The 19,529-nt window shown below is 69.8% G+C and carries 20 protein-coding genes and 2 pseudogenes; 11 read left to right on the plus strand and 11 right to left on the minus strand.

Annotation, left to right across the window (positions count from 1 at the left end; genetic code table 11):
• Window positions 1-104: 104 nt before the first annotated feature.
• From ACTMTI_RS18245 to ACTMTI_RS18255, 3 genes are read right to left on the minus strand one after another with little or no spacing between them, the layout of a single operon-like run.
• Window positions 105-1,586, minus strand: a complete 1,482-nt coding sequence (locus tag ACTMTI_RS18245; protein ID WP_441121571.1) for a carboxyl transferase domain-containing protein — start codon at window positions 1,584-1,586, stop codon at window positions 105-107.
• Window positions 1,583-2,755, minus strand: a complete 1,173-nt coding sequence (locus ACTMTI_RS18250; RefSeq protein ID WP_441121572.1) for a CaiB/BaiF CoA transferase family protein — start codon at window positions 2,753-2,755, stop codon at window positions 1,583-1,585. The genes ACTMTI_RS18245 and ACTMTI_RS18250 overlap by 4 nt, the downstream gene beginning before the upstream one ends.
• On the minus strand, window positions 2,752-4,086 hold the full coding sequence (locus ACTMTI_RS18255; RefSeq protein WP_441121573.1) for an SLC13 family permease: 1,335 nt from the start codon (window positions 4,084-4,086) through the stop codon (window positions 2,752-2,754). Before ACTMTI_RS18255 ends, ACTMTI_RS18250 begins: the two co-directional genes overlap by 4 nt.
• Window positions 4,087-4,184: 98 nt before the next feature.
• On the opposite strand from ACTMTI_RS18255, the gene ACTMTI_RS18260 reads away from it, so the two are divergent.
• Entirely contained in the window at window positions 4,185-4,865 is a 681-nt protein-coding gene (locus tag ACTMTI_RS18260) for a FadR/GntR family transcriptional regulator (RefSeq protein ID WP_441121574.1), read from the plus strand.
• A 51-nt stretch (window positions 4,866-4,916) separates the two neighbouring features.
• Here the strand turns inward: ACTMTI_RS18260 and ACTMTI_RS18265 are convergent.
• A pseudogene (locus ACTMTI_RS18265) lies at window positions 4,917-5,074 on the minus strand (IS5/IS1182 family transposase); the annotation flags it as partial.
• A 154-nt stretch (window positions 5,075-5,228) separates the two neighbouring features.
• Complete coding sequence (locus ACTMTI_RS18270; protein ID WP_441121575.1) at window positions 5,229-6,698, minus strand: alpha/beta hydrolase; 1,470 nt, start codon at window positions 6,696-6,698, stop codon at window positions 5,229-5,231.
• A gap of 100 nt (window positions 6,699-6,798) precedes the next feature.
• Between ACTMTI_RS18270 and ACTMTI_RS18275 the strand changes: the two are divergent.
• Window positions 6,799-6,973: pseudogene (locus ACTMTI_RS18275) on the plus strand (Tn3 family transposase); the annotation flags it as partial.
• 93 nt (window positions 6,974-7,066) lie between these two features.
• Here ACTMTI_RS18275 and ACTMTI_RS18280 read toward each other — a convergent pair.
• Window positions 7,067-7,765 carry a response regulator gene (locus ACTMTI_RS18280; protein ID WP_441121576.1) on the minus strand — a complete coding sequence of 233 codons (699 nt, stop codon included), beginning with the start codon at window positions 7,763-7,765 and terminating at the stop codon, window positions 7,067-7,069.
• Window positions 7,762-9,018, minus strand: coding sequence for a sensor histidine kinase (locus tag ACTMTI_RS18285; RefSeq protein ID WP_441121577.1), 1,257 nt, complete (start codon window positions 9,016-9,018; stop codon window positions 7,762-7,764). Before ACTMTI_RS18285 ends, ACTMTI_RS18280 begins: the two co-directional genes overlap by 4 nt.
• 185 nt (window positions 9,019-9,203) lie before the next feature.
• On the opposite strand from ACTMTI_RS18285, the gene ACTMTI_RS18290 reads away from it, so the two are divergent.
• The 5 genes from ACTMTI_RS18290 to ACTMTI_RS18310 all read left to right on the plus strand — a co-directional run bounded on the left by ACTMTI_RS18290 (window position 9,204) and on the right by ACTMTI_RS18310 (window position 14,187).
• A complete protein-coding gene (locus ACTMTI_RS18290) occupies window positions 9,204-10,583 on the plus strand; it encodes a monooxygenase (protein ID WP_441121578.1) in 1,380 nt (459 codons plus the stop codon).
• Between the two features lie 23 nt (window positions 10,584-10,606).
• Entirely contained in the window at window positions 10,607-11,545 is a 939-nt protein-coding gene (locus ACTMTI_RS18295) for a Rieske 2Fe-2S domain-containing protein (RefSeq protein WP_441121579.1), read from the plus strand.
• Between the two features lie 710 nt (window positions 11,546-12,255).
• Window positions 12,256-12,657, plus strand: a complete 402-nt coding sequence (locus ACTMTI_RS18300; protein ID WP_441121580.1) for a DUF6223 family protein — start codon at window positions 12,256-12,258, stop codon at window positions 12,655-12,657.
• A gap of 217 nt (window positions 12,658-12,874) precedes the next feature.
• Window positions 12,875-13,582, plus strand: a complete 708-nt coding sequence (locus tag ACTMTI_RS18305) for a sulfotransferase family protein (RefSeq protein WP_441121581.1) — start codon at window positions 12,875-12,877, stop codon at window positions 13,580-13,582.
• 188 nt (window positions 13,583-13,770) lie between these two features.
• Complete coding sequence (locus ACTMTI_RS18310; RefSeq protein WP_441121582.1) at window positions 13,771-14,187, plus strand: DUF6223 family protein; 417 nt, start codon at window positions 13,771-13,773, stop codon at window positions 14,185-14,187.
• 310 nt (window positions 14,188-14,497) lie between these two features.
• Here the strand turns inward: ACTMTI_RS18310 and ACTMTI_RS18315 are convergent, their stop codons facing one another.
• The 4 genes from ACTMTI_RS18315 to ACTMTI_RS18330 form a co-directional block, all read right to left on the minus strand.
• Window positions 14,498-15,427 (minus strand): hypothetical protein, encoded by a 930-nt coding sequence (locus tag ACTMTI_RS18315; RefSeq protein ID WP_441121583.1) that lies wholly within the window; start codon window positions 15,425-15,427, stop codon window positions 14,498-14,500.
• A 5-nt stretch (window positions 15,428-15,432) separates the two neighbouring features.
• On the minus strand, window positions 15,433-15,753 hold the full coding sequence (locus tag ACTMTI_RS18320) for a hypothetical protein (protein WP_441121584.1): 321 nt from the start codon (window positions 15,751-15,753) through the stop codon (window positions 15,433-15,435).
• Between the two features lie 20 nt (window positions 15,754-15,773).
• Window positions 15,774-16,127: a hypothetical protein gene (locus tag ACTMTI_RS18325; RefSeq protein WP_441121585.1), complete on the minus strand. Its 354-nt coding sequence runs from the start codon at window positions 16,125-16,127 to the stop codon at window positions 15,774-15,776.
• Window positions 16,128-16,343: 216 nt separating this feature from the next.
• Window positions 16,344-17,258: an SDR family NAD(P)-dependent oxidoreductase gene (locus tag ACTMTI_RS18330; RefSeq protein ID WP_441121586.1), complete on the minus strand. Its 915-nt coding sequence runs from the start codon at window positions 17,256-17,258 to the stop codon at window positions 16,344-16,346.
• Window positions 17,259-17,394: 136 nt separating this feature from the next.
• Between ACTMTI_RS18330 and ACTMTI_RS18335 the strand changes: the two genes are divergently transcribed.
• From ACTMTI_RS18335 to ACTMTI_RS18350, 4 genes are all read left to right on the plus strand, one after another.
• Window positions 17,395-18,276 carry a helix-turn-helix domain-containing protein gene (locus tag ACTMTI_RS18335; protein ID WP_441121587.1) on the plus strand — a complete coding sequence of 294 codons (882 nt, stop codon included), beginning with the start codon at window positions 17,395-17,397 and terminating at the stop codon, window positions 18,274-18,276.
• A gap of 318 nt (window positions 18,277-18,594) precedes the next feature.
• A complete protein-coding gene (locus ACTMTI_RS18340; protein ID WP_441121588.1) occupies window positions 18,595-18,804 on the plus strand; it encodes a hypothetical protein in 210 nt (69 codons plus the stop codon).
• The gene (locus ACTMTI_RS18345; RefSeq protein WP_441121589.1) at window positions 18,801-19,307 is read left to right on the plus strand and encodes an SDR family NAD(P)-dependent oxidoreductase; all 507 of its coding nucleotides are present in this window, start codon (window positions 18,801-18,803) and stop codon (window positions 19,305-19,307) included. Before ACTMTI_RS18340 ends, ACTMTI_RS18345 begins: the two co-directional genes overlap by 4 nt.
• Entirely contained in the window at window positions 19,308-19,526 is a 219-nt protein-coding gene (locus tag ACTMTI_RS18350) for a hypothetical protein (RefSeq protein ID WP_441121590.1), read from the plus strand.
• Window positions 19,527-19,529 lie beyond the last annotated feature (3 nt).

The raw sequence follows: 19,529 nt of genomic DNA on the forward strand, positions 1-19,529 counted from the left end.
CCGTCCCGACGCGGAGCCAAGCCGGGGGCACAGCTGTGCTGTGGCGGGCGTTGCCGGTGCCCTCTCAGGAGAGGATGGCCGAGCGAGGGCCGGTGGGCGGCGGGTCAGGCCGGGCGACCGGCGGTGCCGAGGGCGCGATAGCGCTTGAGGCGGGCGGCGAGGCGCTCGGCGGGGTCGGCCCGCAGCACCTGGAGGAGTTGGCGTTCGAGTTCGCGCCCCGCCCGCCGGCAGAACTCCTGCGACTCGTCGGCGGCGTCGGGATGCTCGGGGATGATCCGGTCGGCGATGCCGTTGGCGAGCAGGTCGGCGGACCGGACGCCCTGCGCCGCCGCCATCTGAGGAGCGTGCCGCGTGTCGCGGTGGACGATGGCGCTCGCGCCCTCCGGAGGCAGCGGGGAGAGCCAGCCGTGCTGCGCGACGAGCACCCGGTCACACGGGATGAGCGCGAGGGCGCCTCCGCCGCTGCCCTGCCCGAGCAGCAAGGAGAGCGTCGGCGCTTCGAGGGTGACGAGTTCGGCCAGGCAGCGGGCGATCTCCCCGGCCATCCCGCCCTCCTCCGCCTCGCTGGACAAGGCCGCGCCCGGAGTGTCGATGACGGTGACAAGCGGCAGGTTGAGCTCGTGTGCCAGTCGCATGCCGCGGCGCGCCTCGCGGAGCGCGGCCGGTCCCATCGGGCTCGTGTCCGTCTGGCCTCGCCGGTCCTGGCCGAGCAGCACGCACGGCGCGTTGCCGAAGCGGGCCAGCGCCAGCAGCAGGCCGGGGTCCTTCTCCCCTGCGCCGGTTCCGTACAGCGGCAGCACGTCCGTTGCGGCGTACCGGAGCAGTTGCCGGACGCCGGGCCGGTCGGGCCGCCGGGAGACGATGATCGATTCCCAGGCGGGCACGTCGGGCAAGGGCTCCTCCAGCGGGTCCGCGGCCTCGGGCGGGCCGTCCGCACGCGGGAGCAGGATGCGCAGCGCGCGGTCGGCGATGTCGGCCAGTGCCTCGGGCGGCAGCACGGCGTCGATGAGGCCGTGCCGGTACAGATTCTCCGCGACCTGGACGCCTTCCGGGAACGGCTCACCGTACAGGCCCTGGTAGACGCGCGGGCCGAGGAAGCCGATCCGCGCGCCCGGCTCGGCGACCGTGATGTGACCGAGCGAGCCCCATGAGGCGAACACGCCGCCGAAGGTCGGATTGCGCAGATAGACCAAGTACGGCAGGCCCGCGGCCTTGTGGTGCACGATCGCCGCGGTGATCTTCACCATCTGCAGGAACGCGACCGTACCCTCCTGCATCCTGGTGCCGCCGGAGGTCGGCGCCGCCAGCAGCGGAAGTCGCTCCCTGGTGGCCCGCTCCACCGCGGCCACCAGGCGTTCGGCTGTGGCGACCCCGATGGATCCGGCGAGGAAGCCGAACTCGCAGGCGATCACCGCGACGCGGCGGCCGCGAAGCCGGCCCGCTCCGGTGATCACGGCCTCGTCCAGGCCGGTCTGCTCGCGCGCCGCGGCGACGTCGGGATCGGTCGCCGGGCCGAGCGGCTGGTCCCAGCATTCGAAGCCGTCGACCGCGAGCTCGATCAGCTCGCGCGCGGTCAGCCGGGTCACGTGCCCTCCAGCCAGGATCGGATCACCTGCTCCTCAGCATTGAGCAAGGGCGGGGCGGCATGGTCGGCGCGGGTGGTCTCCCGCTCTCCGTCCGGCCCGGCCGCCTCGAAGAACCGCAAAGGCGGCCCCGGCAGCGCAACCGTCCCGAGGTGAGGGTGCTCGACCTCGATGAGCAGCCCCTGCGAGCGGGTCTGCTCCCACGCGTACACCTCCTCCAGGCCACGTACGCGGCCGGCGGGCACGCCGATCTCGGCGAGCCGCGCCAGCAGCTCATCGCCATCGAAACCGGCGAAAACCTCCTCGATCCGCGCCACCAGAGCCGGCCCGGCCGCCACCCGCTCGGCGTTCACCGCCATCCCCGGCTCCTGCGGATCGAGCCCGAATCCCGCGCAGAACCGCCGCCACAGGCTCTCGTTCCCCACGGCTATCTGCACCGCGCCGTCCCGGCAGCGGAACAGCCCGTACGGCGCGATCGACGGATGATGGTTGCCCTGCGCGCGACCGACCTCGCCGGCGACGGTCCACCGGGTGCCCTGGAAGGCGTGCACACCGACGATGCTCGCGAGCAAGGACGTTCGCACGACTTGGCCCCGTCCTGTCCGTTCCCGCTCCAGCAGCGCGGACACGACGCCGAACGCGCCGTACATGCCGGCCAGCAGGTCGCCGATCGGCACCCCCACCCGCTGCGGATCATCAGGCCCGGACCCGGTCAGCGACATCAGGCCCGCTTCGCCCTGCGCGATCTGGTCGTAGCCGGCCCGGCCCGCCTCCGGCCCGTCGTGCCCGAACCCGGTGATCGAGAGCACCACCAGCCGCGGGTTCAGCTCGAGCAGCCGGGCGGTGGTGAACCCGAGCCGGTCGAGCACGCCGGTGCGGAAGTTCTCCAGCAGCACGTCCGCCTTGCGGACCAGCGCCTCCAGAGTCGCCCGGCCGTCCTCGCCCTTCAGGTCCAGCGCGATCGACTGCTTGTTGCGGTTGCAGGACAGGAAGTACGTCGATTCGCCCGCCACGAACGGCGGTCCCCAGCCGCGCGTGTCGTCGCCGGTGCCGGGCGACTCCACCTTGATCACCCGAGCTCCGAGATCGCCCAGCATCATCCCGGCATGCGGCCCGGCGAGCGCCCTGGTGAGATCGACGACGACGTATCCCGCCAGCGGCCCCGCGCTCATGCCAGCCACCCGGGCAGGACCAGAGCGGCCCAGGACAGCACGGGCGCAACCACGACGATGGTCATGCCCCAGGCCATCAGGCGTTTGAACACCTCGTCGCGGACCGTGGTGTCGGAGTTGGCGACGACGAGCGCGCCGTTGGTGGAGAACGGGCTGCAGTCGACCACCGACGACGAGATCGCCAACGCCGTGATCAGTCCGATCGCGCTGACCTGCCCCGTCTGCAGGAACGGCACGGCGAGAGGGATGAGCGCGCCGAGGATCCCCGTCGTGGAGGCGAACGCGGAGACCACCGCGCCGATCAGGCAGATCAGGAACGCGGCCAGCAACGGGGTGCCGACGTGCGCGACGCCGTCGCCCAGCCATTTCACCGTGCCCTGCTCCTCCAGCAGCGAGACGTAGGTGACGATGCCGCCGATGAGAAGCACGGTGCCCCAACTGATCTTGTCGACCGCGCCCCGAGCGGCGGAGGGGAAGATCAGGGTGAGCGTGACCGCCACGGCCAGCGCGAGGAAGCCGACGTCCAGTCCGAAGGCCAGAGCTCCCACCCCGAGGGCGAGCAGGCCGGCCAGCGTGAGCGCACGGGGTGCGTCGAGCCTGGGAAGGTCGTCATCGCCCGTTCCCCCGTGACCAGAGCCGCGGCGCGGCTCGCGCCCCGCGGCGGCCGACCCCGCACCCGCCTCCGCGAGCACCATGGCCTCGGTCTCGGCTGCTTCGCGCCCGCGCCGAAGCAGCTCCCGGCCGCCGAGGAAAGCGAAGGCGATCAGGCTGATCAGCGCGCACGCGCCCATCGCGCTGAGGAACAGGATGGCCGGGCTGCTCGCAAGCCCGCTCTTGCTGACCACGCCTGTGGTGATCGCGCCGAAGATGCCGATCGGTGAGAAGCTTCCACCCGTAGCGCCCTGGACCACCAGCAGGCCCATCAGCACGGGATTGATCCGGTACCGGGCCGCGAAACCCATCGCCACCGGCGCCACCAGGGCCACCGCCGCCGGGCTGGCTGCGCCGATCGCGGTGATCGCTGCGCACACCACGAACATCACCCACGGCACCAGGGCGACGCGGCCGCGGACCGCGACGATCGACTTGTGCACGATCCAGTCGACGGTGCCGTTGTTCTTGGCGAGCGCGAACAGGTACGTGACCCCGACCAGGATGACGAACAGGTTCGCCGGGAAGCCGCTGAGCACGTCGGCCACTTCCACGCCGAACACGGTGGTGCCCACGACGAACGCGGCCACCAGGGCCAGCGCACCCATGTTGATGGATCTGACACCGGCTACCACGAACACCAGCACCAGCACGACCAGTGCGACGACTTCGGATGACACCGGGACCTCCTCTGTTGGGTGACTGCCCGGTTACGATCCCATTTCCGGATTGGCCTAGCCTCTGCTCCACCAGGCCTCATTGTCAATACACTGTTTCCGTGACCAAGAAGCGTCAGCAGACCACCGCCACACCTGGTCGCCTTCAGCGTCCGCGGTTGTACGAGCAACTCGCCGACCACATCGCGAGCTTCATCGAAGCCCAGGGGCTCTCCCCAGGGGACCGGCTGCCTCCAGAACGCCTGCTGGCCGCCGAGCTCGGCGTCAGCCGTGCGACCCTGAGCCGTGCGCTGGTGGCGCTCGAGGTCCAGGGCCGGGTGGAGGTGCAGCACGGCAACGGCGCCGTGGTGCTTCCACCCACTTCACAGGATGCGGATCCGGACCTGCCGCCATTGCTGGAGAGCCGCGACGCGGTCGAGATCGCCCAGGCGCGCGCGGCCGTGATGGCGGGGCTCGCCCGCGGCGCGGCCGCGCACCCGGACCGAAGCCTGCGCCTGGCCCTGCTGGGTCCGGACGGCCGGCCCGTCGAGTTCGCCGGCGTCTGGCAGCGCGTACGCCGGCTCGCCGGTCCTGGCCTGCTGGCGGACCTCGACGATCTCCTGTCGAGCGCCATGCCGCGTGAAGACGGAACCGTCGTCTCGACCTGCCGGCTGGAGTCGCTCGCCCACGCCGTGGTCGCCGGCGACGGCGATGCCGCCGCAACCGCCTGCGCACACCTTTTCGAAGCCGGCCATGACCACCAGCAGGCCGGCCTGCCGCCGACACCCGTGGCGCCCGGCTAGGAGCCTTTTGACACGTTGTTTGGGGATGGACAGCAGGTGGTGGGGCTGGTGACAGCGCGCGGCGATCAGCTGTGCAGCGCCCGGCACCTGTCGGCCACCCTCCGGATCGGCGCGATCAGCTGGGTGACGGTGTCCTGGGTGGCGACCGCGTCGTCCGGCACCGCCGGGTCCAGCACCCGCCGAGCCCGGCCCCGCAGCACCCCGCCGGCCGCGGCCAGTCGGCTCATCACGATGCTCGGCCAGGAACGCGTACACGCTGCCTGCCGGGATCGACTCCCGGCCCGTCGGGGCGGCGGCGGGCCAGGCAGATGAGCTGGAAAGCCGCTGACCGACGCCAGGGTCGGCTGGTTGCAGCCCGCTTGGTCAGGACGGGTCGGCGCGACAGGTGAGATCGTCGGCGGGCAGGGTGCCGTTGGTGAAGTAGGTGTTCACGGCCGTCTCCACGCAGGTGTTGGGCAGGCGGCCGAAGATGCCGTGCATGCGCACGTCCCGCACGGTGACCAGGCGTGCGGCGGACATCGCCCGGCGCAGGTTCACGCCTTCCTGGTAGACCGTGCGGGTGTCGCCGGTGGCCTGGACGATCAGTGCGGGGACGTCGTTGCCGACCCTGGTCGCGGGCTCGCGGGGCGTGGGCCAGAAGGCGCAGGCGGTGATGTTGTTCGCATACGGCCCGAACACCGGCTGGGTGGCCCGGCTGCGCTGGATGTCGCGCCAGTACCGCGCGGGGTCACGTGGCACTCCGGCATCGCCGCAGATGACGGCGGCCTGGCTCGAGTAGCCCTGTGGCTTGCCGTACAACATGAACTGCAGTTCCTGCTCGAGGTCCTCGCTCGGGCGGACCGGCTTGCCCTCGGCCGCCTCGGCGAGCAGCCGCACCCGCGCGGCCAGACGGGCGTTCTCCCTGGCGTCGGGCAGCAGGGTGAAGATGACCATGGGCAGGAAGCGTTCGTCGACGAGATGCTCCCCGATGCGGATCGGGGCCTTGATCAAGCTCTCGACGCGGGCCCGCACCTGGCGTGCCGTCGTGCCGAGGTGGTATTCGGGGTCGCGCTTCGCGGTCCAGGCGGCCCAGTCGTCGAGCGCGGCCTCATTGGCCGGGCCGCTGTTCCTGATCGATCCGGCCATGTACTGGGCTGGATCGATCGCGCTGTCCAGCACGAAGCGGTCGCTGCGCTGCGGGAACATCTGGGTGAAGACCGCGCCGAGGTAGGTGCCGTAGGACATGCCGAAGTAGGAGATCTTCGCCTCGCCGAGGGCGGCGCGGATGACGTCCATGTCCCGCGCGGTGTTCCGGGTGGTGATGTGGGCGATCCGGTCGCCCTCCCGCCGCGCGCACCGCTGCGCGAGATCGGCCTGCGTCTGTACGGCCCGGCGGAAGCTCGCCCGGGTCGGCCCGGCCGACCAGAGCATGTGCCCGATCGGCCAGCCGCAGTCGACCGGCGCGCTCCTGCCGACGCCGCGTGGATCCATGCCGATCAGGTCGTAACGGGAGGTGACCTCGGGGGTCATCCGCTGGCTGATGTAGCCCATGAAGTTCAGGCCCGCACCGCCGGGACCACCGGGGTTGGACAGCATGACGCCGCGCCGCTTCCCCGGGTCGGTGGCCTTGATGCGGGAGATCGCGATCTTGATCGTCTTGCCCCGCGGCTTGGAGTAGTCCAGCGGGACCGTGATCTCAGCGCATCGGGCGCCCACGTGGTCCAGGAGGGGGTCGCCGCAGGTCACCCATTCGACGGACTGGTCGTAGAAGCGGGTCAGGGCAGTGGTCGTGGGGCCTGGCAGGAGCGTGGCTCCGGTCAGCAACACGCCGAGTACGGCATGGGGAAGATTCATGTGGGACGTCCTTCATCGGGAATGCAAGCAACCGTAGTTGACTAAATAGGCGATAGTCAACTTGAGTTGCTTCGATGAAGGGTCGGTCAACGTAGGGGGCCTCCAGGAAGGCCGCCACGACCTGGCCAAGCACCTGTTTCCACGGCCGTCGGGGCGAACTGCGCCACGCTTGTCAGACCGGGATGGAAGACCAGCTCGGCGCGCTCGGACTGGTGCTCAACTGCATCACGCTGTGGAACACCCGCCACCTGGACGCCGCGCTGGCGCAATTTCGCTGAGTGGTCGCACCATCCGCTATGCCGCCAGTGGCGGAGACGGCGTGCCGCTGGTGTTCTCTCATCCGGCCGCGAGCGCGGCGTGGCCGTGCCTTACATCGCAGGGCTGACCAGTCCTGTTTGGTAAGCGATGACGACCAGTTGCGCACGGTCGCGCGCACCCAGTTTCGCCATGGCGCGGCTGACATGGGTGCGCGCGGTGGCCGGGCTGAGAAACAACTCGGCACCGATCTCGTGGTTGCTCAGGCCCTGCCCCACCAGGGCCAGCACTTCGCGCTCGCGCTCGGTCAGCACCGCGAGCCGGTCCTCCGCGGCCCGGGCGGCTGTTCGTCGCGCGGTGAACTGGCCGATGAGGCGTCGGGTGATCCGCGGCGCGAGCAGCGCGTCTCCGGTGGCGACCACCCGGATGGCATACAGGAGCTCGGCCGGCCCGGCGTCTTTGAGCAGGAATCCGCTGGCACCGGCCTGCAGGGCGTCGAAGACGTACTCGTCGGTGTCGTAGGTGGTGAGGATGAGGACTCGGACCTGCTCCAACCCGTGCGTCCCGGCGATCTGGGCGGTGGCTTGAATCCCGTCCACCTTAGGCATGCGGATGTCCATGAGGACGACGTCGGGCCGGGTGGCGCGGGCCCTCTCGACGGCTTCGGCGCCGTTGGTGGCCTCTCCCACCACAGTGATGTCGTCCTCGAGGTCGAGCAGGACCTTGAACCCGGATCGCACGAGACCCTCGTCATCGGCGAGCAGCACCTTGATCTGAGCGTTGGTCAACGGTGAGGCGGCCGCCGCGTTCATAGGCGCGACCCGGTCGGCGCGAGGGGCAGCCGTGCCCTGACTTCGAACCCGCCACCCGGGAGCGGCCTGGCGTCGAGTTCTCCGCCCAGCAGTTGACAGCGTTCGCGCATTCCGGGGATCCCGCGGCCGGGCCTGGCCGAGCTGCCGGTGCTGGCCGGACGCTGAGCCGGTAGGTGCGGGTCCGCGGGGTCATCGCCTGGGGCGGCACGGCGGCCCTCATCGGTCACGCGGATCTCCAAGGCCTCGATCCCGGGGTTCAGCGCCACCGTCACCCGAGTCGGGCCGACGTGGCGGATCACGTTGGTGATCGATTCCTGAAGGATGCGGTAGGCGGCACTTCCCACCGCACTGGGCAACGGCGCCGCGGGCGAGGTCTCCTTGAGCTCGATGTCGACTCCGGCCTCGCGCGCCTTGGCGGTCAGCTCATCGATCTGCCCGAGCCCGGGGTACGGCACCCGCCCCTCGTTGTCGTCACCGTCGTCGCCACGGAGTACGCCGAGGATGGCCCGCATCTCTTGCAGCGCCCGGGAACTGGTCTGCTCGATGGCTCGCAGCGCCTCGCGCGCCACTTCCGGCCGCTTGTCGAGCACGTGCGCGGTGACACCGGACTGGACGTTGATGATCGCTATGGCGTGCGCGACAGTGTCGTGGACCTCGCGCGCGATGCGGAGCCGTTCGGCGTCCACACGCGCCCGCGCTTCCTCCTCGCGAGTCCGTTCAGCCAACTCAGCGCGCTCCTGAGCTTCGGCCGCGATGACCTGTCGGGACCGGACGGACTCGCCAAGGGCCGCGCTCATGACCGACGCACCGATCCGGAAGAACACCCAGCCGATGGCGGCGCGTGGCTCGATGTCGGTCGCGGCGACCAGCCAGCCGATGGCGAGCACCGAGGTGCCCACGCCGGCGATCACCAGCGACCGGCGCCCGTCACCGTAGGCGGCGAGGGTGTACAGGGCGACGAAGAGCCCGATCCAGCCGGGCCCGTCCGGGAAGTCGAGGCCGTAGTACACCAAGCTGGCGAGCGCGGTGGTGACGAACACCGGCACCGGCCACCGGCGGCGGACGGCGACGACCACGCCACTCACGATCAGCAGGACATATCCCAGGTTGCCGAGGTCGGTGAGGGGACGTTGAACCACCTCGCCGGCATTGCGGACGATCGTGCCCTGAACCTGCATCACGGTGATGAAGAGCGCGAGCAACACCTCCTGTGCCGGCACGGGCAGGCGCAACGACACGGCGCGGTGTTTCATGCCGCGATCCTACGGTTCCCGCGCGCGAGAACACTCCGCCCAGAGGCGCGACCGCCTACGACGACGGATGTAGCCAGGCACGAGGTCTCTACGCAGAACTGCGTAGACGCTGCCATCCGCTGTTGGAGGCCGCGGCCGCTCGACAACGCGACGATGGAATCCGCGAAAGATCTACGAACACCTCCATGAGTACGGCCCGTCAGCTGGATGCCATCGCCGAGCCGGCACAGGTCGTGAATCCGGACAACTTGAAGGGGCGTGTCGTGCGTAGAGCTTTCACCAGCCTGGCGACGCTGCCGCTGGCCGTCGCAGCACAGTTCTTTGCCGGGATGGGCGTGCCCATGAAGCCAGGAATCTCCTGGAAACACTGCCAGACACGAAAGGTCATCATGAGGAAACGGATGAAGCACCGGCGAATGATTGCCCTGGCAGCGTGTTCGGCGGCCATGGCGATGGGGCTCACCGCCTGTGCGCCGGACTCCGCAGATTCTGAGGCGGACGCACCGCACACTGGCCATGGCACCTCCTCGCCTGCGGCATCGCAGCCGTTGCGAACCGGCGAGCGGTTCCTAGACCTGACCATGCCGGAGTCCTATACGCCGTCCGCTCCCAACGGCGGCACCGATGACTACCGGTGCCTGCTGATCGATCCACACGTGACCAAGCCGATGTTCCTGACCGGAGCCCTGTTCCAGCCCCAGAACGCGAAGATCGTGCACCACGCCGTTGTCCAGGTGGTCGCACCCGAGGCCGCAACACGGGCGCACGCCAAGGACGCCGAGACGCCGGGCCCGGGCTGGACCTGTTTCGGCGATACCGGGTTGGGCCAGGTATCGGGGACCTATGCCAGCGCCTGGACCCCCAACGGCACGGAGACCGTCCTTAAGCAGGATGTCGGCTTCCCCATCAAGCCCGGCAGCCTGATAGTCGTTCAGGCGCATTACAACCTGCTGGCCACCGACGGCCGCACGGGTGAAACGGACCAGTCCAGCGTCCGGTTGCGACTGACCGACGGCACAGCGGCCACCCAACCGCTACGCACACTCCCCCTGCAGGCACCGATCGAACTGCCCTGCGCCAGTGGTGAGTCCGGTGTGCTGTGCGACCGCGCCGCGTCGGTCGCGGATGTCACCAAGCGCTTCGGTGACAGAGTCGGGGGTATTGCGCAGCAACTGCTGGAACTCTGCGGCAACGGCAAGCCGGTGCCCGGCAACACCCAGCACTGCGACTATCCGATACGACAGCCCATGACGGTGTACGCGGCGTTGGGACACATGCACATGCTCGGGCGCTCGATCAAGGTCGAACTCAATCCCGGCACCGCCCGGGCTCAGACCTTGCTCGACGTCCCCGACTTCGACTTCGACAATCAGAAAACCCGGCCATTGCCCACCCCTGTCGACGTCAAGCCAGGAGATACGCTGCGGGTCACCTGTACCCACGACGCCACCCTGCGGCAGCAACTGCCGGCGCTGAGCAAGCTCCCACCGCGATACGTGGTCTGGGGCGACGGCTCAAGCGACGAAATGTGCACCGGCTTCATGATCACCTCAGCTGCCGAATGACTCGGATGCACGGGGTTTCCCCCATGCAGTCACCGCTCTGGGCACTGCTGCCGCTGCGCGCCTTTCTCGGTGGCACCCTTGTGTACGCCGGTCTTTCCAAGCTCTTCGACACGCACTACTTGGATGACACCGCGCCGCTTGGAGTCCACGCCCAGATGCTGGACGCCGCCGAGACGTCCCCGATCGGCCCACTGGTATCGCTGGCCGCCGACCACTCGATCGTCACAGGCCTGACGATCGCCTTCGGGGAGATCGCGGTCGGACTCGGTGCCCTCCTCGGACTGTTCACCCGGCTCGCCGCCCTCGGCGGCGTCCTCCTGTCGGTCAGCTTCTTCCTGACGGTGAGCTGGACGACCCGACCGTACTATTACGGGGCCGACATCGTTTTCGCTTTCGCATGGACCCCACTGCTGATGATGGGCGATGCCGGGGTGTTGTCATTGACCGCCTGGCTGCGTGCGAGGGTGCGTCACAAGCTCGGTCTGCCGATGCGCAGCACGCCGGACGAAGGTGTGGTCGTACAGGACGACGTCGAGCGACGTACCGTGCTGCGGGGCGGTCTGATCGCGGCAGCGACGACCGCTGTCGGAGTGGCCGCGGGGAGCGCGCTGGCACTCGCACGGCGCCCCGTGGTCTCGCCGAGGGACTCAGCAAGCCCAGGGGCGGGGAGCGGGCCGGTGATCGCTGCCACCGCCGACATCGCCGTCGGATCGTCGAAGAGCTTCACCGCGCCAAATGGGGCACCTGCCTATCTCCTGCGCCCAGCCCCGGACACGTTCCTGGCGGTCAACGCCACCTGTACCCATCAGGGTTGCCCGATCTCCTACGTCGGACCCGGGTTTCGTTGCCCTTGCCACGGCTCCACCTTCGATGAGAACGGACAGGTGACCGGAGGGCCGGCGCGCGCACCGCTGATCGAAATCCCAGTAAAGGTCATCGACGGCCAGGTCACGATTATCTGATCCAGGCGTGCCACGAGATCACATGAGGGACAAGGACCAACCACCAATGAGATAGCTCCGCCCTGTTCTCGCAGGTGAAAAGGGGCCCGGCCTGACTGCGACGATGACAGAGGGTCACCATCCGCGCTTGTTGATGACGGAGAAGAGGCTGGCTCAGGTCCCGGTGATAACTGAAGAACTGGCGAGTTCTTCAGTTATCACCAAGCTCCGTGGACGTAGTTCAGGCCACCATGCCGCTACGCGCGCTGCTGGTGCTGACCAACAGCGAAATCCCCCGGTGACACCTGATCATTCGCCCTGATCAGGTGTCATCACCTGCGATCGGCCCTGGCATCCAGGACTGGGCTGCGCGCATCTCCTGCAGTCGCGGGCGGGTCTTGAAGATGCACGGCCCCTTCGAGCCTGCGAGCGGAGATCGCGTGGATGGCGTACTGGCATTTCCGCGACGGCGTCCAGGTCTCCGTTCTTGCGCTCGGGCAGCTCGCCGACGCGCGGCCGCCTACGACGACGGGCGTACCGGGGCACGAGTCGTCTACGCAGAACTGCGTAGACGCTGCCAACCGCTGTCGGAGGCTGCGGATGCCTCGACGCGCAATGATCGATTCCGTATAACCCCTTTGGCGCTCGTCACCGGAGCCTCGGCCGGCATAGGCCGAGTCACCGCCCTGCACACGCTGCGGGCGCCCGTCATGCGACCGAAAGGATCCTCAATGTCCGTCCTGTTTGCGCTTGCCGCGCAGGCGGCCTCGCCAGTCTGTACGACGCCGGCAGAATGCGCGGGCCAGGGTGTCGATACTTTCCTCGGGACCCCTGAGCGAATCTGGGCCAGCGTGGCCGCACTGGTGGCGCTCGGCGGCGTGGTCATCGGCTGGCTGGCGCTGCGCTCCGTCCGTCGCATCGGCGACGGCGGGAGGAGGGGAGCCATCGTGGCCCTGGTGGTGGGGCTGACCGGCGGGCTCAACGGCGCGGTGAAGCTGGCTGTCGCCGACGGTGGTCTCGGCACCGGCAACGGAGTATTCGGCGGCGCCTTGGCCCTGGTGCTTGGCCTGGTCGGTGCGGTCCTCGGCGGGCTGGCTCTGGCCCGCTCCCGCCGCACCGAGCTGAGCGGCTGACCGCAGCGAATACAAGCGCGCGATCGAGGTCCTGATGACCGTACACCCTCGATCATCGCACGGCGGCCGCTTCTCGTGATCTTGGCCGTATGTACGTACATGCAGGCAGCTCTACATCGACAAGTGCGGCTGCCTTACTAGTCCGACACCTACGTCAAGGCCGCGGTCAACGTCTGCCGAAAGGTGAACGCCGCGGCCGCAGCAGCAGGAGGCTGACGTGTTGCACGTGATCGGCGCGGGATTCCCGCGTACCGGAACCAGATCGATGAAGGCCGCGCTGGAAAGGCTGGGATTCGGTCCCTGCTACCACATGGCCGAAATCGGGAGCAATCCCGACCACGTCGGCCGGTGGCTGCCCGCCGCCTCCGGCCTGCCGCTGGACTGGGACAGCGTGCTCGACGGCTACCGATCCACCCAGGACTGGCCGGCCAGTTTCTTCTGGCGCGAGCAGGCGGAGGTCTACCCGGACGCGAAGGTCGTCCTGACCGTCCGCGATCCGCATCGCTGGTATGTCAGCATGCAGGCTCTGATCGCCACCCGCCGGGACGTGCCGCCGGATCTGCCTGAAGCGGGGGCCGCGGTACTCAGGACGATGGAGAGGCTCCGCCCGGTTCTCGATCTCATCGGAGAGTCCACCTTCGGCGACACCTGGGACTTCCAGCGGGGCATGCCCGACGAAGAGATCGCGGTGGCGGCGTTCCACCGTCACGTGGCCATTGTCCAGAAGAGCCTGCCCGCGGATCGCCTCCTGGTGTTCGACGTCCGCGAGGGCTGGGAGCCGCTCTGCCGGTTCCTGGGCGTCGACGCCCCCGCCGGCGAGCCGTTCCCGCGCCTCAACGACTCCGAGACCATGCAGCGCGCGCTGCGACAACTGTTGACCGATGGCAGCATCGACTCGGCTTTCATCTCCGGCACGCACGACTGAACGGCATCACCGCGCCTTTCACAGGACCGTCCTGCGGAGGGGCGCGGAGGTCGTCCTCGCCCCCTATCGATGCGATGCCGTGAAACCCTCCCAGGCGCTCGCGCTCGTCACCGGCACCTCGACCGGCATAGGCGATCCACCGCGCAGCACACGCTGCCGACGCCCGTCATTCGACAGAAAGGATCCTCATGTCCGTCCGTCACTTGCTAGCCACCGCCGCAACCGCCCTGCTCGGAATCGTGGGGCTCGCCACACCGGCAGCCGCGCACGTTTTGGTCCAGCCCGTCGGTGCTTACGCCTTGACCGCTGGGCGTCTCTGGTCCGCGGTGGCCGCGCTGCTGGGGCTGGCCGGCATCGTCATCGGCGGGCTGGCTCTGGCCCGCTCCGCCGGCCGTATCGGCACCGGCACCGGGAGAAGGGGGGCCATCGTGGCGCTGGCGGCGGGGCTGGCCTGCACGGTCATCGGCGCGCTGGTCGTGGCCGCCGCCGACGGTGGTCCCGGCACCGGCTACGGAATAGTAGGGGGCTACGTGGACCTGGTGGTCGGGCCGATCGCCGTGGTCCTCGGTGGGCTGGCTCTGGCCCGCTCCCGCCGCACCGCCTGACCCGGCCCCGGCGCCGGGCCAGTGCCCATGCGGTCCACCAACGGCACCGCCTGGTTCCTGCTTGGTCCCGGACGTGCCGTAACACGAGGTGTGCCGTAGCGGTTCGGCTTCCGCTGGCGCCTTGGCGGAGGCGAACACCTGCTGGATGACCTGGCCCGCCTCATCAGGCGCGCCTTCGGTCAGCCGCTCATCTCCTGCGTGCGGTGCGGCGGCCTCGCACTCCTCATCGAACGGGGGCCCGCCGTCGGCCGTGACGTGCGTGGACGGCGATCACAGTGCTTACCTCGAGGACTTCTTCAGGAGCAAGTAGCTAGGTGGGATCGAAATGCGGATTGGGGATGAAGTCATCGGTTCGGTGCTCGTGGGCGCCCTCCACGAAGCGGCGATGAACTCCGCCGGGGAAGGTGACCGTTTCCTGGGCATCGCCCCTGGCGAAGCCGCCGGAAGCGCGAACCCGATAGGTGTAGCCGCTCCTGGCATAGCCCTCTGCTACCTCCTGGTCCAGGGAGGTGTAGACCCGCTCGCCCGGATAATACGGGCGGATGCCTTGCTCGAAGATCCGGTCAGGGGAGGCCGGAGAGCCGTGGTACACCGGAGTGCTCTCGGTGCGCCAACGGTTGCCCGGCCGACGCGCCTCCTCGGCCAGGATGTCGTCCACGGGCGTGTTCCTGTCCGCGGCAACCGCCAGGTAGTCGGGCTCCCACGTGGTCTGTGCCGTACGGCCAGGCCTGCGCAGGAATCCGGTGGCCTGCCCGGCATCGACCCGGCGCGCCTTGGACGTCTTGAACAGGCCGGCGAAGATGCGCCCGACACGGCTCAGGGCGTTGCCGAGCATGGCGCTGAACCGCGCGGCCTTGACCGCGAGCTCAGGGAGCAGGTGCGGAGCGAACGCGACCACGATGCCGGCGGCGACCGCGACCCCCGCCAGCAGCCCTCCGACCCACTCGATGATGGCTTTCGAGACGCGCAGGCCGCCGGACGCGGTGGCGAGGCGGTCGGCAAGGTCGGACGCCTGGGGCAGGGCGCCGTCGGGACTGGTCATGTAGGCGTGCAAGGCGTCCGTGGCCGGCCCCTGGTTGGTGTCGGCCAGCCGGTAGGCGTGCCCGCCCGCGTGGGCCAGCAGCCGATGATGGGCGGCCGCCCGCTCCAGCTCGCCGATGTGCTTGTCGAGCAAGGCGGTGTCGGGCAGCGGAGGGATGCCGAGGAGGCCGAGACCGATGACGACCGCCGGCTCAGTCATCAGGCTCATGTCTGAGCCGGTCCCGCCGGCAGGTCGCTCATCATGTCGAGAAAACTCATCGTGTTGACGAACTCGGTATGCACGTTCCGCTCGGCCATCACGACCTGGCCGTCGCCGACGCGACGCAGGTCCTCGCCGAGCCGCTCACACTCGTCCAGCAGATGGCGTCTCAATCTCAGGTACGGAACGGCGAACTCCTCATACGGCAACGGAGTCTCATCGCCCCATTCGCTTCGCAGCCCCGCGACGAAGTCCGCATGCTCATGGGCCAGCGTTCCGAAGCAGCGTCCGGAGGAGAACCGGCCGTAGGCGTCGATCACCAGCACCTGGTGGTACGGCTCCCCGTTCACCTTTCCTCCAACCGGCGCAGCGTCTCATCCAGCGACGACGTCAACCGCGCGAAGTCACGTTCGGCCTGGATCTCCAGTTCGTCCAGCCGTCGCATCAGGGTCTCGGGTTCCATCCCCGCCGGCGCACTCGGCTCCGCGCCGCCGTCGCCGATCTGATCGAGGAGATCGTGCTGGGCCGCCCGCACGGCGATGACGATCTGCTCGGCCAGGTCGTGCGAGCCCAGGCGCAGCGCCCGGGGGTCGAGGCGCAGGCCCTCCAGCAGGCCGTCGCGGCCCACCGCAGCACTGATCAGCCCAACCGCGGCTTCACCGGCTCCGCGCACGTCATCGTGCTCGCTGGGATCAGCCATGCAACACCTCTCCGCGCCCATCTACCCGATCATGCTAGACGCAGAGGACGATACCGGTCGAGAAATCCGGCGAAGCGGTTACGGCGGTCTCATGCGCGATCGTCCGTCCTGTGCGGGGATCGCGGCCATGAGGTGCCCCTGATCTTCCGGACAGGTCCCCGACTAAGGTCGACGGAGAACCGGAAGGGAAAGCTGTGGCGGGGCGTAACCGGCGATTCAGCCAGGAGTTCTGAAAAATGCCGCGGCCTTCTCCGCCCGGGAACAGCGGTGACCAGGTTGTCCGGTATATCCGAGATCCGGCGCATTCGTCAGCCGCGTGGACACCTCCCACAGTCGCAGGGTCAGCGCCGCGTCGCGCGCCTGTGGGCCGCGCGGGTCCTCGATGTCGAGCCGGTTGAGGAACCGCCCGTTGACGCCTGCCGGGTCGTCGGTGGTGACCAGGTGCTCCAGCGGCTCGGCCCCCTGCTCGGGCGTGATCGCGGGACTGAACCGGGAGTGCATGAGCAGCGCTGCCAGCCGGTTGTCCCGGAAGGCGTTGGTGGCGGTCAGGCCCGGGTGGAAGGCGGCGGTGGTCACGGTCGTGCCCGCGGCGCGCCGGGCCAGTTCCCGGGTGAACAGCAGTGTGGCGAGCTTGGTCATGCCGTACACGCGCATCATCCGGTAGCGGCGGTGGGCGGTGGTGAGGTCGTCCAGGTCGATTTTGGCGTGCCGGTAGGCGTCGCTGCCGGTGTTGATGACGCGCGCGTCCGGCGACTGCCGCAGCCGTTCCAGCAGCAGGGCGGTGAGCAGGAACGGCGCCAGGTGGTTGATCTGGAAGGTGCGCTCGTGCCCGTCGGAGGTCAAGGCGCGGGAGGAGAACAGGGCGCCGGCGTTGTTGGCCAGGGCGTCGATGCGGGGATAGCGCTCCAGTAGTTCCCCGGCGAGGCGGCGGACGTCGTCGAGGCGGCCGAAGTCGGCCAGGTGGGCGTGCGCGCCCGCGCTTTCCGCCACGGCGCGGGTGGCCTCGGGCGAGCGGCCGACCACGGCCACGGTGGCGCCGCGGGCGGCCAGCCGGCGCGCCGCCGCGGCGCCGATGCCGGAGCTTGCCCCGGTGATGATCACCGTCGTGCCGTGCAGGCTCCGCTCAGCCATGGTGACGTCCTCGCATGCTGAATGTGAACATGGACCTGAACCTTGGCGGCGACCGGGCCGGCTTGCCAGGGTTCCGCCGATCCTGGGGGTGGCAGGACCAGGCTGAACACCTCCGCGGGCTCATAAGCTGGGGCGCATGACGAGCCGGGAGCACACCGTCCTGGGCGACTACCTGCGCGCCCGCCGCGAGCTGCTGCGTCCGCAGGACGCCGGGCTGCCCGCCGGTCAGGGCCGTCGCCGGGTGCCCGGGCTGCGGCGCGAGGAGCTCGCTCTGCTCGCCGGCATCAGCGCCGACTACTACCTGCGACTGGAGCAGGGACGCGACCGGCGCCCTTCGCCGCAGGTCCTGGACGCCCTGGCCGGCGCGCTGGGACTGGACGAGGCGGCGCGGGACCACCTGCATCGCCTGGCCAAGCAGGAGCAGCAGCCGCGCCGCCGCCCGCGGCGGACCCCGGAGCGGGTGGTGCCCGGCCTGCGGCGGCTGCTCGAGTCCGCCTTCGGCGCCCCGGCCTACGTCCAGGGCCGGCTGATGGACGTCCTGGCCGCCAACGGCCTGGCCCAAGCGCTGTCGCCGGCGTACGCACCGGGCACCAACGTGGTGCGGGCCATGTTCCTGGAGCCGGGACTGGCGCAGACCCACGGCGCCGGGGAACACGATCTGGCGGGGCTGGTCGCCTGCCTGCGCCGCCAGGTGGGCCCCGACGTGGACGACCCCCGGCTGACGGAACTCGTCGGCGAGCTGTCGGTCCGCAGCGAGCCGTTCCGGCGGCTGTGGGCCCGCCAGGACGTCCGCGCCCCCGCCCGCGGCCCGCTGCGCCTGCACCACCCCCAGGTGGGACCGCTGGAACTGCACTACGAGAAGCTGCTCGTGCCGGACGCCCGCGACCAGCAGCTCGTCGTGCTCAGCGCCGAGCCGGGCAGCCCGAGCGCCGAAGCGCTCACTCTCCTGGGAGCCCTGCAGGAGCCGGGCGCGCACGAGTCCCGAAGGACCATCTCAGCTGACAATCAAGCCCCTTGACCAGTGGCCCACCGCCTCGGAACCAGCAGCAATCAAGCACCACTCACCCTCCGGCATCTCTGCGACCCGCCCCACCTCGCCGGGCTTCACCATCACCATCACCGTCGCCGCGCTCGTCCCGCCGGCTGGCCGAAGGCCATGACGGCGATCATGACCGCGAAGCAGGTCTTCTCAGCCTGAGCCCCCGCGGGAGGAGCCGTCGCGGCTCGTCCCGTGCGGCAAGCCCGCAGAGCGGCTCCCCGCTCGGCGGCAAGACACGCCGCCCTGAAGCCTGTCCAAGCCCAGGCGGGCGGCCGAAGAACGGAAGGAGACACTCCCATGCGGGGAGCAGTCATCCACGGTGCCGGAGACGTCCGGGTCGACGAGCGGGACAAGCCGACCCTCCGCGGATCTCTCGATGCACCGCTCGATGCACCTGCCGGCGTGCGCACACTGCCGGCAACGGTGCGCGCGGCACTCGGGCCCGCAGCCGTGTCGCCCGGCCGGACCGTCCTGACCTCGATCGTCCGAGGGACGGTGCGCTCGTGAGCCGGATCCTGGTGACCGGTTCCGCGGACGGCCTTGGACGTGCCGCGGCGGACTCACTGTTGTCCGCGGGGCACGACGTGGTGGTGCACGCCCGCAACCAGGAGCGCGCAGCGGGCCTGGACGCGCTGGCCGAGCGAGGGGCGCACATCGTGGTGGGCGACTTCACCGAGCGTGACGCCGTACGGCGCATCGCCGCGGAGTTGAACGACGCCAAGCCGCTCGACGCGGTCATCCACGACGCCGGCGGGTGGAGCGGACGGGCGGTCATGCCGGTCAACATCGTCGCACCATACCTGCTCACGGCCCTGCTGCGCGGGCCGCGCCGACTGGTGTACCTGAGCAGCGGCTCGCATTTCAGTGGCCGTCCCTCGCTCGCCGGGGTCGACTGGCGGGGCGAGAGCGCGGGCTCGTACGCCGACAGCAAGCTCTTCGTCACCACGCTCGCGGCCGCGATGGCGCGCCTGCGCCCCGGGCTGCTGAGCAACGCCGTCGATCCGGGCTGAGTGCCGACGAAGATGGGCGGACCGAACGCGCCGGACGATCTCGAGCTCGGCCATCGCAAGCAGGAATGGCTCGCATCGAGCGACGAGCCCGAGGCTCTGACCACCGGCGGGTACTGGTACCACCACCAGCGGCTGCAGCCGCACCGCGCCGTCCACGACGAGGCGTTCCAAGACCGCCTCCTGCAGACGCTGGCCGAGGAGACGGGTACCGCGCTGTGAGCG

It is taken from the genome of Nonomuraea sp. H19, assembly GCF_052068215.1.
Classification (GTDB): domain Bacteria; phylum Actinomycetota; class Actinomycetes; order Streptosporangiales; family Streptosporangiaceae; genus Nonomuraea.

Excerpts from the sequence above, each read along its gene's own strand:
- ACTMTI_RS18335 (WP_441121587.1), top strand. The coding sequence starts at position 17,395 with ATGACGAGCCGGGAGCACACCGTCCTGGGCGACTACCTGCGCGCCCGC.
- ACTMTI_RS18325 (WP_441121585.1), bottom strand. The coding sequence starts at position 16,127 with ATGGCTGATCCCAGCGAGCACGATGACGTGCGCGGAGCCGGTGAAGCC.
- ACTMTI_RS18295 (WP_441121579.1), top strand. The coding sequence starts at position 10,607 with ATGCAGTCACCGCTCTGGGCACTGCTGCCGCTGCGCGCCTTTCTCGGT.
- ACTMTI_RS18310 (WP_441121582.1), top strand. The coding sequence starts at position 13,771 with ATGTCCGTCCGTCACTTGCTAGCCACCGCCGCAACCGCCCTGCTCGGA.
- ACTMTI_RS18290 (WP_441121578.1), top strand. The coding sequence starts at position 9,204 with ATGAGTACGGCCCGTCAGCTGGATGCCATCGCCGAGCCGGCACAGGTC.
- ACTMTI_RS18315 (WP_441121583.1), bottom strand. The coding sequence starts at position 15,427 with ATGACTGAGCCGGCGGTCGTCATCGGTCTCGGCCTCCTCGGCATCCCT.
- ACTMTI_RS18270 (WP_441121575.1), bottom strand. The coding sequence starts at position 6,698 with ATGAATCTTCCCCATGCCGTACTCGGCGTGTTGCTGACCGGAGCCACG.
- ACTMTI_RS18340 (WP_441121588.1), top strand. The coding sequence starts at position 18,595 with ATGCGGGGAGCAGTCATCCACGGTGCCGGAGACGTCCGGGTCGACGAG.
- ACTMTI_RS18250 (WP_441121572.1), bottom strand. The coding sequence starts at position 2,755 with ATGAGCGCGGGGCCGCTGGCGGGATACGTCGTCGTCGATCTCACCAGG.
- ACTMTI_RS18280 (WP_441121576.1), bottom strand. The coding sequence starts at position 7,765 with ATGAACGCGGCGGCCGCCTCACCGTTGACCAACGCTCAGATCAAGGTG.
- ACTMTI_RS18285 (WP_441121577.1), bottom strand. The coding sequence starts at position 9,018 with ATGAAACACCGCGCCGTGTCGTTGCGCCTGCCCGTGCCGGCACAGGAG.
- ACTMTI_RS18300 (WP_441121580.1), top strand. The coding sequence starts at position 12,256 with ATGTCCGTCCTGTTTGCGCTTGCCGCGCAGGCGGCCTCGCCAGTCTGT.
- ACTMTI_RS18330 (WP_441121586.1), bottom strand. The coding sequence starts at position 17,258 with ATGGCTGAGCGGAGCCTGCACGGCACGACGGTGATCATCACCGGGGCA.